Consider the following 13,111-nt stretch of genomic DNA (forward strand, 5'->3'; position numbering starts at 1 on the left):
AGAAAAGAATAGTATCAAGAGAAAGTGTGTTTATCTTTGCAGAAATTTATAATATGTCAAAAACGTTTTCTGATTTAGGAATTCATCAACAAATACAAAAAAGTTTAACTGATTTAAAAATAGCTGTACCTACAGATATTCAAGAAAAAGTAATTCCTGTAATTTTAAATAAAAAAGATGATGTTGTTGCTTTAGCAAAAACAGGAACAGGTAAAACAGCCGCTTTTGGTTTACCTTTATTACAATTGATTGATACAGAAAACACTAATATTCAGGCAGTAATTTTAGCACCAACTAGAGAATTAGGGCAACAAATTCATAACAATTTAGAATCTTTTGCATCTTACATTCCAGAAATATCAATTGCAGTTGTTTGTGGAGGAATACCTATAAAACCTCAAATTGAAAGATTAAAAGAACCAACACATATTGTAGTTGCAACTCCAGGAAGATTGGCAGATTTGGTGAAACGTGAAGCCATCAACATCAAAAATATTTCTTATTTTATTTTAGATGAAGCTGATGAAATGGTTAGTGCTTTAAAAGAAGGATTAGATAGTATTATAAAAGAAATTCCTAAAAAAAGAAGAACTTTATTATTTACAGCAACAATGTCTGGTGCAATTAGGCAACTGGTTAACAACTATATGGCTAAAGATGTTATTCAGATTGAAGCTAATATGAAAACTGTTGGTCATCAAGGAATTGAACATAAATACGTAGTTGTAGAACCAATTGAAAAATTAGAAGTTTTATTACATTTTTTAAACTCTAAAGAAGGAAAAAGAGGAATTATTTTTTGTAAAACAAAAGCCGCTGTTAACAAATTAGCCAAAAACTTAGCAATTAATAAATTTTCATCTGGTGCTATTCATGGAAGTTTAACCCAAGGAATTCGTGACAGAATTATGGGGCAATTTCGTGAAGGACATATAAATATTTTAATAGCTACAGATTTAGCAGCAAGAGGAATTGATGTAAAAGAAGTTGAATATGTTGTAAATTATCATTTGCCAGATACTTATGATGCTTATGTGCATAGAAGTGGACGAACTGCAAGAGCAGGAGCTAAGGGGCTTTCTTTAAGTGTTATACAAAAAGAAGAGTTAGAAGAAATTCCAGAATTTGAAGAAGATTTAGGTATTAAATTTCAAGAATACAAAAAAGCAGATGCACAAAGTATTGAAGAAAACAATGGTTTGTTGTGGGCAAAAAAGATCTTTAAAACAAAACCTAATAAAACAGTTTCAGAAGATTTTAAACGAAAAGTTAGGACTGTTTTTCATCACCTAACAAAAGAAGAATTAGTAGAAAAAGTCTTGGCAGATTATTTAGCTAGAACTACAACTAAAGTTTCTAAAGAGGAAAATTCAAAAAAGAAAAAGAGAAAATAATATTTTTGATTTTAAAATGAGCGAGCATAAAGAAAATCCTGAAATTACATCTTGTATTAAAACAATACAAAGTTTGTTAGATGATACAAATCAGTTATTTGAAATTCCTGAAGAACAAAGAATAGCACTTTTTAAAGTTGCAGGCGAATTGTCTAGACCAAACCGTGATGAATTTCAACGAAGAAGAAAAGATGCCAAAAAAGCTGCAAAACGTAAGCAAATAGAAAGTGATAAACATGCAAGAAAATCTACAGGAATTCGTTCTGCTAGAGAAGCTACATTATTTGTTGCGCCAAAATTATTAGCTGCAGCAGCAATTTCAGAAGATACTCCAGAATTAGAATCGCCAAGAAACTGTTATGTATGTAAAGCTGTTTTTACCAAATTACATCATTTTTATGATACAATGTGTACTGAATGTGGAGATTTGAATTATGCAAAACGTTTTCAAACTACAGATTTAAAAGGGCAAGTTGCTGTTATTACAGGTTCTCGTTTAAAAATAGGTTATCATATTACTTTAATGTCTTTAAGATCTGGTGCAACTGTTATTGCAACAACTCGTTTTCCTGCAGATTCTGCAATTCGTTTTGCAAAAGAAGAAGATTATAGCGATTGGAGTCATCGTTTGCACATTCATGGTTTAGATTTAAGACATATACCAAGTGTAGAAATTTTCTGTAATTATATAGAACAGAAATATGATAGATTAGATATTCTTATCAATAATGCAGCACAAACTGTAAGAAGACCATCAGGATTTTATTTTCATTTGATGGAAAATGAGAAAAAACCGATTACAGAACTTCCAAAATTGGCGCAAAAATTATTAGAAAATCATCAAGAGTGTTTGCAAGAAATATCAGATTTAAGTATTTCATCAACAAAAACAAATAAAAATAACGTTTTACCTGTAACTTGGCATGGACCAGAACCTGGAATTGGTTTAAGAAACTCTGCTGAATTATCTCAAATTCCTTATAGTTTTGATAACTCTTTACAAACATCAGAAGTTTTTCCTGAAGGAAAATTAGATGCAGATTTACAACAAGTAGATTTAAGAAAAACCAATAGTTGGCGATTAAAATTAGGTGAAATTGAAACTACAGAAATGGTAGAAGTTCAATTGGTAAATGCTGTTGCACCTTTTGTATTGTGCAATCGTTTATCTAATTTAATGATGAAAGAAAATACGGGTAAAAAACACATTATTAATGTTTCTGCAATGGAAGGGAAGTTTCATCGATTTAAAAAAGTAGACAGACATCCACATACAAATATGGCAAAAGCGGCTTTAAATATGTTAACACATACATCTTCTGCAACTTTTGCCAAAAAAGGTATTTATATGAATGCTGTAGATACTGGTTGGGTTACAGATGAAGATCCTGCAGAATTGTCTAAAAAGAAACAAGAAGTACACGATTTTCAGCCACCTTTAGATATTGTAGATGGTGCAGCAAGAGTTATGGATCCTTTAATTGATGGTATAAATACTGGTAAACATTGGTCTGGAAAATTCTTGAAAGACTATTTTCCTATTGATTGGTAATTTTTTTTGAAGCTATTTCCTGCTTTCCATTTTATCTTTTTGCTAAAAAAAGCAAAAAGGATGTCATTACAATCAGGGCTAAACTTGTTAGCAAAGTTTATTGCACTAAAGCTAATTGAATTCTTTTTCTAGCAACATTAACTTTTAAAATTTTTACAATAATTTGTTGTTGTAAATTAACAATTGCATTGAATTTTTTTTGTTTTTAGACTTAAGAAAATGTGTTTTATTTCAATTTTGAAAGCTTTTGTTTAACATCATCCCAAGAAACTTTTTTCTTTTTATTTAATTTGTTAACCTCTTGTTGAATTTCATTTTTTTGAAAATCACTTAAGTCATCCCAAGAATCTGTTTTTTCTTTTTTAGTCATAATTTAAAGATATTAAATTTTTATTTTACCAAAGCTAATTGAATACGTTTTCTAACTACATCAACTTCTAAAACTTTTACAGTAATTTGTTGTTGTAAAGCTACTATTGTATTTACATCTTTTACAAAAGTATCTGATAAATTAGAAACGTGTATTAAGCCACTTTCTTTGATACCAACATCAACAAAACAACCAAAATTAGTGATGTTATTTACAATTCCTGGTAAGATTTGACCAATTTTTAAATCAGAAATGGTTTTAATAGTTGCATCAAAAGAAAATACTTTTGCTGTTGCTCTTGGGTCTAAACCTGGTTTTTCTAACTCACTGATAATATCTTTTAAAGTAGGTAAACCAATGTTTTTAGTGATGTATTTTTTTAAATCAATTTGTTTTAAAATTTCTTTATTACCAATAATTTCAGACACATTTCGTTTTGCATCTTTGGCAATTTTATCAACTAAATTATAACTTTCTGGATGTACAGCTGAATCATCTAAAGGATTTTTTCCATTTTTAATTCTTAAAAAACCAGCAGCTTGCTCAAAAGCTTTTCCTCCTAAACGTGGTACTTTTTTAATTTCATTTCTAGATTTAAAAGAACCATTTTCGTTTCTGTATTTTACAATATTTTCTGCCAATTTTGGCCCAATTCCAGAAACATAACTTAATAGAGATTCACTTGCAGTATTTATGTTTACGCCAACTGTATTTACACAACTTTCTACAGTTGAATCTAAAGATTTTTTCAATTTTGTTTGATCTACATCATGCTGATATTGGCCAACTCCAATCGATTTTGCATCAATTTTAACCAATTCAGCTAAAGGATCTTGCAAACGTCTACCAATTGAAACTGAACCACGTACAGTAACATCGTAATTTGGGAATTCGTCTCTAGCAATTTTAGAAGCAGAATAAATTGAAGCACCAGCTTCACTAACTACAAAAACATCTACAGGATTTTTAAACTGAATCTTTTTAACCAACTGTTCAGTTTCTCTAGAAGCGGTTCCATTACCAATAGCAATGGCTTCAATTTTATGAGCATCTACTAAAAAGCTAATTTTCTTAATGGCTTCAATCTTTTGATTTTGAGGTTCGTGAGGAAAAATTGTTTCATTGTGTTCTAAATCACCTTGTGCATTTAAACACACAACTTTACAACCAGATCTAAAACCAGGATCTATTGCCAACACTCTTTTTTCACCTAAAGGAGCTCCTAAAAGTAACTGTTTTAAGTTTTTAGCAAATACTAAAATGGCGTTTTCATCTGCTTTTTCTTTTGCATTTGATAAAGCTTCATTGGATAAAGAAGGAAACAACAAACGTTTAAAAGCGTCTTTTATAGCCAATTCAATTTGTGCTGCACATTCATTTTGAGTTCGAATAATTCTATTTTCAATTCTTTGTAATAATCGTTCTGAATCAATTTCTATTTTAATTCTGATAAAACCTTCGTTTTCAGCTCTTAAAATTGCCAATAATCTATGAGAAGGAATTCGATTTAAAGATTCACTCCAATCAAAATAATCTTTAAATTTTTGTGCTTTCTCATCTTCTTTTTTAGCTTTAATTACTTTAGATGAAATAGTAGCAAAACGTTCTAATTCTCTTCTGATGTTGTTTCTGATATCTGTTCTTTCGTTAATCCATTCTGCAATTATAAAACGTGCGCCTTCTAAGGCTTCTTCTAAAGTATCAACATCATTTTTAATATATTTTGAAGCTGTATATTCTAAATCATTTACACGTTGACTCATTATCATTTTAGCTAAAGGTTCTAAACCTTGTAAACGTGCATTTTCTGCTTTGGTTTTTCGCTTTTTCTTAAAAGGTAAGTACAAATCTTCTAGCTCAATTAAATCTCTAGAATTATTTACTTTTTGGGTAAGTTCTTGTGTTAAAACATTTTGCTCATCTAAGGCTTTTAAAATCGCTTTTTTACGTTTTTCTAAAGCTTCAAAACTTTCTTTAAATTTTACAATTTCTCCAATTTGAACTTCATCTAAATTACCAGTCATTTCCTTTCTATATCTTGATATAAAAGGAATTGTAGCATCTTCATTTAAAAGAGAAATTGTGTTTTCTACAGATTTAGAAGTTAGTTGCGTTTGCTGAATTATATATTGGAGTAATTGCATTATTTATTTAAAACTTATCGTAAAAAAAATCCTCATAAAAATTAATTTATGAGGTTGTAAATATAGTTTTAAAATTGAATTATTAAGAAATTACTTTCTCAAAAGCTAATCTTTTTGCGTTGTAACTGGTGTAAATAATTCCACAATATTTGTAGCCCAATTTTTTGATTAAAGACTGCATTCCCAAATTATCTTCATGAGTATCAATCTTTAAACTTTTTATTTTTTTGTCTTTTAATTGTTTATGAAATTCATCAAAAAGAAAAGTTGCCAAACCTAATTTTCTGTATTCTTTTTTAATGGCCATTCTATGAATTACGCCATAAACTTCATCTTCAGAAATTAGCCAATTTCCATCAATAACTTCTTTGTAAGTTGGTTCTTTTCTTAAAGTAAACATAGAAGTTGCTATAATTTGATTTTCATCATTTACAACCACATAACTTTCTCCTTTTAAAATATCATTCTCAACTTGAACTGCATTTGGGTATCCATTTTGCCATTGATCAATATTTAGAGATGCTAAAAGTTCTTTTGCATCATTAATTATTGTTGCAATTTGTGGAACATCCTCAAGTTTAGAAAGTCTAATTTTCATCAATAAAAAAGTTTTTAAGATTTAAATCTAACAATTATATCATTTTAAAATCCAACAATAATTCTCCGTTAACAGAACATTGTAAATGATCTCCTTTAAAAATTTCTCCTTTACCAAGAGCTGGAGTTCCAGTAAATATTAAATCACCAGGTTGTAAAGTCATATATTCAGAAATAAATACAATAATATCAGCAAAATCATTAATCATATATGCTGTATTACTTTTTTGTTTTTCTTCTCCGTTAATTTTTAGGTCGAAATTAATATCACCCAAATCATAATTAGCAACTGGTTTAAAACTAGAAATTGGTGCAGCACCATCAAAACCTTTTGCAAATTCCCAAGGATGTTTTGTTTCTCTGGCATTTTTAAGAATGTCAGTTGCAGTGTAATCTATACCTACAGCAATTTCAGAAATGTAAGAATTAGCTTCTTCTTTGCTGATGTTTTTACCTTCTTTACCAATTTTTACAACTAATTCTACTTCGTATATTAATTCATTGGTAATTTTACTTGGGTATTCAACATCGCAGTTTACTGCTAAACTAGATTCTGGTTTTGAAAAAATGAATTTCTTACCTTTCTTTTTTTCTTCAATATCCTTTAAATCAGTTACGTAATTACTACCTATTCCTAAAATTTTCATTTGTGTTTTTTGTTTTCTATTGTTTAGTAAAAATAAAAAAATATCCACTAAAAAAAAGAATTCTCTAGTGGATTTATATAAAAATATTATCTAATTTTAAGCAGTAACCTCTGCTTTAGTTGTCTTTTTTTTTGATGAAAATTCAACAACTTCTTGGTTGTTTAAAATATCTTCTATGGTTTGCCTTTTTCTAATTAAATAATCTTTGCCATTAACAACCATAACTTCTGCTGGTAAATAACGAGAATTGTAATTAGATGCCATAGAAAAACAGTAAGCCCCTGCATTATGGAAACATAAAATATCTTCTTCAGATATTTCTGCAATTCTTCTGTTAGATGCAAATGTATCTGTTTCACAAATATAACCTACAACAGAGTAGTATCTGTCTCTTCCTTCAGGATTAGAAATGTTTGTTATGTGATGGTAAGAATCATACATCATTGGTCTTACTAAGTGATTAAAACCAGAATCTACATGTGCAAAAACAGTAGAAGTAGTTTGTTTTACCACATTTACTTTTGCTAAAAAAGAACCTGCTTCAGAAACTAAGAATTTACCAGGCTCAAACATTAAAGTAATGTCTTTACCATATTCTGTACAAAATTCGTTGAATCTTTCTGATAATTGAACACCTAATTGCTCAATATCTGTAGAAATATCACCTTCTTTATAAGGGACTTTAAATCCGCTTCCAAAATCGATAAAATCAATGTTTTCAAATTGACGAGCAACATCAAACAAAATATCAGAGGCACGTAAAAAAGTGTCAATATCTAAAATATCAGAACCAGTGTGCATGTGAATTCCGTTAATATTCATTCCTGTGTTTTCTACAACACGTTTAATATGAGGTACTTGGTGAATTGAAATTCCGAATTTAGAATCGATATGACCTACAGAAATTTTAGAATTTCCACCAGCCATAATGTGTGGATTGATACGCACACAAACAGGTATTTCTGGATGTTTTTGGCCAAATTGTTCTAAAATAGAAAGATTATCAATATTAATTTGAACACCTAATTTTGCAACTTCCTCAATTTCTTTTAAAGAAACGCCATTTGGTGTAAAAATAATATCATGAGGCTCAATACCAGTTGTTAAACACAATTGCACCTCTTGATAAGAAACAGTGTCTAAACCAGATCCTAAATTTTTAAAGAATTTTAAAATATTTATATTTGAAAGTGCTTTAACAGCATAATTCAATTTCAAATTTTTAACACTACTAAAAGCGTTTGTTAATCTATTGTATTGCGATTCTATTTTATCTGTATCGTAAACATATAAAGGACTTCCGTATTTATTTGCTAACGCTAAAAGTTGTGTGTTTTCCACTTTATTTTAATTTGATTTACGCATCAAAAGTAATTAAAATGTTGAGTATTTAATGATTTGTTTAAAAATATAACATATTGTTTTTTTTTGTGATTATTAGTAGTTTTTGGTAGTTTGATTTTTCCTATTATTGAAGAGTAATAAGCTAAAAGGTAGAAGCTAAAAAAACGTTGAAATCCTGTTAATAACTAATTGATTTTGCTATTTTATTTAAATGATGATAATGCTATATTGTCAAATACATCAAACCTAATCATAGTAACGATTTTATGAGTCAAGAAACAAAATATACAGAAGATAATATCAGGTCTTTAGACTGGAAAGAACACATTAGAATGCGTCCAGGAATGTATATTGGTAAATTAGGTGATGGTTCTTCTGCAGACGATGGAATTTACATTCTAGTTAAAGAAGTTCTTGATAATTCTATTGATGAATATGTGATGGGTGCAGGGAAAACCATCGAAATTTCTATACAAGGTAGCAAAGTTACAGTGCGTGATTATGGACGTGGAATTCCTTTAGGAAAGGTGGTTGATGTAGTTTCTAAAATGAATACTGGAGGTAAATATGATTCTAAAGCCTTTAAAAAATCTGTAGGTTTAAATGGTGTAGGTACAAAAGCAGTCAATGCATTATCATCCTTTTTTAGAGTAGAATCTTCACGTGAAGGAAAATCAGCATCCGCAGAATTTAGCCAAGGAAATTTAGAAAACGAAGAATTTTTAGAAGAAAGTTCTCGTAGAAAAGGTACCAAAGTTTCTTTTATTCCTGATGAAAGTATTTTTAAAAACTACAAGTTCAGAAATGAATATGTAGCAAAAATGCTTAAAAACTATGTGTATTTAAATCCTGGTTTAACCATTATTTTTAACGGAGAAAAGTTCTTTTCTAAAAATGGATTAAAAGATTTATTAGAGGATAATAACAATACAGAAGACATGTTGTATCCTATTATCCATTTAAAAGGTGATGATATTGAAGTTGCTATTACGCATAGTAAAACTCAGTATTCAGAAGAATATTATTCTTTTGTAAATGGCCAACATACAACACAAGGAGGTACACATCAATCTGCTTTTAGAGAAGCGATTGTTAAAACCATTCGTGATTTTTTTGGTAAGAATTTTGAAGCTTCTGATGTTCGTAAATCAGTAATTGCAGCAATTGCAATTAAGGTTATGGAACCTGTTTTTGAGAGTCAGACAAAAACAAAATTGGGGTCTACAGAAATGGGAGGTGAGTTGCCAACTGTAAGAACGTATATAAACGATTTTGTAAAAACCAAATTAGATAACTTTTTACACAGAAATACAGAAATTGCAGACAAACTTCAAAGGAAAATTTTACAAGCCGAAAAAGAACGAAAAGAACTTTCTGGAATTCGAAAATTAGCAAGAGATAGAGCAAAAAAAGCGAGTTTACATAACAAGAAATTACGTGATTGTAGAATCCATTTAGGTGATATTAAAAAGGAAAATTATTTAGAAACTACTTTGTTTATTACAGAGGGAGACTCTGCTTCTGGTTCTATTACAAAATCTAGAAATGTAAATACACAAGCCGTTTTTAGTTTAAAAGGGAAACCTTTAAATTCTTACGGACTGAGTAAAAAAATAGTGTATGAAAATGAAGAGTTTAACCTTTTACAAGCGGCTTTAAATATAGAAGATGGTTTAGAAGATTTAAGATATAATAATATTGTAATTGCAACTGATGCTGATGTTGATGGTATGCACATTCGCTTGTTATTAATCACATTTTTCTTACAGTTTTTTCCAGAGTTGATTAAAGAAGGGCATTTGTATATTTTAGAAACACCTTTATTTAGAGTTAGAAACAAGAAACAAACGTTTTATTGTTATTCTGATGAAGAAAAAAGAGATGCAATTGCAAAATTAAGAGGAAAACCAGAAATAACTCGATTTAAAGGTTTGGGTGAGATTTCGCCAAATGAATTTGTTCATTTTATTGGTGATGATATTCGTTTAGATCCTGTAATGTTAGATAAAGAAATGTCTATTGAACAAATGCTACAGTTTTATATGGGTAAAAATACACCTGATAGACAGAAGTTTATCATCCAAAATTTAAAGGTTGAATTGGATTACATAGAAGAAGAAATATGAAAAATATAAAATTAGTATTTACTATTTTTTCAATCATTTTTGTGATTATTTTAATTTATTGGTTGACGCAAATTAACTATCAAGATTTTTCATATAATGAAAATTCATCAGCATATTTAGGAGTTTTATCATCATCTATGATGGCTTTTGCTTTAAAGATGATAAAAGGAGGAATTAAAGAAAAGAAAGAGTAGATTTCAGATGAGTGAAGAAATAAACGATAACGAACACGAAGAAGAATTAACCAACGAAGGCGAACAATTAGATTCACCTCAAGAAGAAACCATTACCAAAGTTACAGGAATGTACAAAGAATGGTTTTTAGATTATGCTTCTTATGTAATTTTAGAAAGAGCAGTACCATCTTTAGAAGATGGGTTAAAACCTGTGCAACGTAGAATTATGCATTCTATGAAAGATTTAGATGATGGGCGTTACAATAAAGTAGCCAATATTGTTGGGCATACAATGCAATATCATCCTCATGGAGATGCTTCTATTGCTGATGCTATGGTTCAAATTGGTCAGAAAGAATTACTGATTGATATGCAAGGAAACTGGGGTAACATCTTAACAGGAGATAGAGCTGCAGCATCTAGATATATTGAGGCACGTTTGTCTAAATTTGCTTTAGAAGTCGTTTTTAATCCGAAGACAACAGAATGGAAATTGTCTTACGATGGTCGTAGAAAAGAACCTATAGATTTACCAGTAAAATTCCCATTATTGCTAGCTCAAGGAGCAGAAGGAATTGCAGTAGGTTTATCAACCAAAATATTACCACACAATTTTAATGAATTAATTGATGCTTCTATAAAATACTTAAAAGGTAGAAGTTTTAAAATTGTACCCGATTTTTTAACAGGTGGAATTGCCGATTTTTCGAATTATAACGATGGAAAAAGAGGAGGGAAAGTACGTGTTCGTGCCAAAATTTCTCAATTAGATAAAAAAACGTTGGTGATTAATGAAATTCCGTTTTCTACAACAACATCTTCTTTAATTGATAGTATTTTAAAAGCGAATGATAAAGGTAAAATCAAGATAAAAAAGATTGAAGATAATACTGCAGCAGAAGTAGAAATTTTGGTGCATTTACCTCCAAACGTATCACCAGATAAATCTATTGATGCTTTATATGCGTTTACAAATTGCGAAACATCAATATCTCCTTTAGCGTGTACAATAGAAGATAACAAACCTGTTTTTGTAGGAGTTTCTGAAATGCTAAAACACTCAACAGATTTAACAGTAGATTTATTAAAAAGAGAATTAGAAATTCAGTTAAATGAACTAGAAGAACAATGGCATTTTTCATCTTTAGAAAGAATATTTATTGAAAACAGAATTTATAGAGATATTGAAGAAGAAGAAACTTGGGAAGGTGTAATTGAAGCTATTGATAAAGGTTTACAACCACATATTACTCATTTAAAAAGAGCAGTAACAGAAGAAGATATTGTTCGTTTAACAGAAATTAGAATTAAGAAAATATCAAAATTTGATATTGACAAGGCCAAACAACATATAGAAAGTTTAGAAGATAAAATTGCAGTTGTTAAAGATCATTTAGCAAACCTAATTGAGTTTGCCATTGATTATTTTAAACGTTTAAAAGAAACCTATGGAAAAGGAAAAGAGCGTAAAACAGAAATCAGAATTTTTGATGATATAGTTGCATCAAAAGTAGCCATGAAAAACGCTAAATTGTACGTAAACAGAGAAGAAGGTTTTATTGGTACTTCTTTAAAAAGAGACGAATTTGTAGCTGATTGTTCTGATATTGATGATATTATCGTTTTTAGAAGAGATGGTAAAATGATGGTTACCAAAATTGATTCTAAAACCTTTGTAGGTAAAGATATTATACACATTGCTGTCTTTAAAAAGAAAGATAAACGAACTGTGTACAATTTTATGTATAAAGATGGTGCAAGAGGGCCAAGTTATATGAAACGTTTTGCAGTTACTGCTGTAACTCGTGATAAAGAATACGATTTAACCAATGGTAGTAAAGGATCTAAAGTTTTATATTTTACAGCAAATCCTAATGGAGAAGCAGAAGTGGTTACTATAAATTTAAGAGCTGTTGGTAGCATTAAAAAACTAAAATGGGATATTGATTTTGCTGATTTATCAGTAAAAGGAAGAAGTGTTCGTGGTAATACAATTACTAAATTTGCTATTAAAAGTATCGATTTTAAATCAGCAGGAGTATCAACTTTAAAACCTCGTAAAATTTGGTTTGATGAAACTGTACAACGTTTAAATGTTGATGAAAGAGGAGATTTGTTGGGTGAATTTAGAGCAGAAGATAAATTGCTAATTGTATCACAAAGTGGAAAAGCCAAAGCTGTTAAACCTGACTTAGCAATGCATTTTGAAGATGATATGATCGTTTTAGAAAAATGGAAACCTAATAAACCAATATCTGCAATTTATTTTGATGGAGAAAAAGCAAAATATTACGTAAAGCGCTTTTTGATAGAAACTCCTGAAAAAGAAGAACTTTTTATCTCTGAACACCCTAAATCTAAATTAGAAATTGTTGCTACAGATTATAGACCAATTGCAGAAGTACAATATTCTAAAAGAAGTTTAGAAAATGAAGAAGTTAATTTCGAAGAATTTATTGCTGTAAAAGGCATTAAAGCATTAGGAAATCAATTAACAACTGAGCGAATTAAAAATGTGAATTTGTTAGAATCGTTACCTTTTGTAGAACCAAATGAAGAAATTATTGAGGATGTTAATGATGAAGGTGAAGAAATTGTAGAAAATAAATTACCAATTGATGTGCCTGTTGTAGAAAAACCTGCAACTTTAGATACTGATGATAAAGAAGAAAAAAGGAAAGCGCTTTTAAAGAAAGCAATTCAAAAGAAAAAAGATAATTCTGATGATGAAAATCAACAGAGTTTGTTTTAAAAAAAATAA

General features: G+C 29.4%; 10 protein-coding genes. 5 read left to right on the forward strand and 5 right to left on the reverse strand.

What is annotated here, in order from left to right; genetic code table 11:
* The first annotated feature begins 53 nt into the window (after positions 1 to 53).
* Positions 54 to 1,394: a DEAD/DEAH box helicase gene (locus ACJJVK_RS13340; RefSeq protein ID WP_405566644.1), complete on the forward strand. Its 1,341-nt coding sequence runs from the start codon at positions 54 to 56 to the stop codon at positions 1,392 to 1,394.
* A gap of 16 nt (positions 1,395 to 1,410) precedes the next feature.
* A complete protein-coding gene (locus ACJJVK_RS13345) occupies positions 1,411 to 2,946 on the forward strand; it encodes an SDR family NAD(P)-dependent oxidoreductase (protein WP_405566647.1) in 1,536 nt (511 codons plus the stop codon).
* Between the two features lie 226 nt (positions 2,947 to 3,172).
* On the opposite strand, the gene ACJJVK_RS13350 is transcribed toward ACJJVK_RS13345, so the two are convergent.
* From ACJJVK_RS13350 to lysA, 5 genes are all read right to left on the reverse strand, one after another.
* Complete coding sequence (locus ACJJVK_RS13350; RefSeq protein WP_405566650.1) at positions 3,173 to 3,316, reverse strand: hypothetical protein; 144 nt, start codon at positions 3,314 to 3,316, stop codon at positions 3,173 to 3,175.
* 20 nt (positions 3,317 to 3,336) lie between these two features.
* Positions 3,337 to 5,460 (reverse strand): Tex family protein, encoded by a 2,124-nt coding sequence (locus ACJJVK_RS13355; protein ID WP_405566654.1) that lies wholly within the window; start codon positions 5,458 to 5,460, stop codon positions 3,337 to 3,339.
* 82 nt (positions 5,461 to 5,542) lie between these two features.
* The gene (locus tag ACJJVK_RS13360) at positions 5,543 to 6,058 is read right to left on the reverse strand and encodes a GNAT family N-acetyltransferase (protein WP_405566657.1); all 516 of its coding nucleotides are present in this window, start codon (positions 6,056 to 6,058) and stop codon (positions 5,543 to 5,545) included.
* A gap of 34 nt (positions 6,059 to 6,092) precedes the next feature.
* The gene (locus tag ACJJVK_RS13365) at positions 6,093 to 6,704 is read right to left on the reverse strand and encodes a fumarylacetoacetate hydrolase family protein (protein ID WP_405566659.1); all 612 of its coding nucleotides are present in this window, start codon (positions 6,702 to 6,704) and stop codon (positions 6,093 to 6,095) included.
* Between the two features lie 96 nt (positions 6,705 to 6,800).
* Entirely contained in the window at positions 6,801 to 8,045 is a 1,245-nt protein-coding gene (lysA, locus tag ACJJVK_RS13370) for a diaminopimelate decarboxylase (RefSeq protein ID WP_405566662.1), read from the reverse strand.
* Positions 8,046 to 8,314: 269 nt separating this feature from the next.
* On the opposite strand from lysA, the gene ACJJVK_RS13375 reads away from it, so the two are divergent.
* From ACJJVK_RS13375 to ACJJVK_RS13385, 3 genes are read left to right on the forward strand one after another with little or no spacing between them, the layout of a single operon-like run.
* Positions 8,315 to 10,174, forward strand: coding sequence for a DNA topoisomerase IV subunit B (locus tag ACJJVK_RS13375; protein WP_405566665.1), 1,860 nt, complete (start codon positions 8,315 to 8,317; stop codon positions 10,172 to 10,174).
* A complete protein-coding gene (locus ACJJVK_RS13380) occupies positions 10,171 to 10,368 on the forward strand; it encodes a hypothetical protein (protein WP_405566668.1) in 198 nt (65 codons plus the stop codon). The genes ACJJVK_RS13375 and ACJJVK_RS13380 overlap by 4 nt, the downstream gene beginning before the upstream one ends.
* Before the next feature lie 7 nt (positions 10,369 to 10,375).
* Positions 10,376 to 13,102 carry a DNA gyrase/topoisomerase IV subunit A gene (locus tag ACJJVK_RS13385; protein WP_405566671.1) on the forward strand — a complete coding sequence of 909 codons (2,727 nt, stop codon included), beginning with the start codon at positions 10,376 to 10,378 and terminating at the stop codon, positions 13,100 to 13,102.
* The last annotated feature ends 9 nt before the right edge of the window (positions 13,103 to 13,111 follow it).

Origin of the sequence: Polaribacter sp. Asnod6-C07, assembly GCF_045063625.1 — a bacterium.
GTDB classification, from domain to species: domain Bacteria; phylum Bacteroidota; class Bacteroidia; order Flavobacteriales; family Flavobacteriaceae; genus Polaribacter; species Polaribacter vadi_A.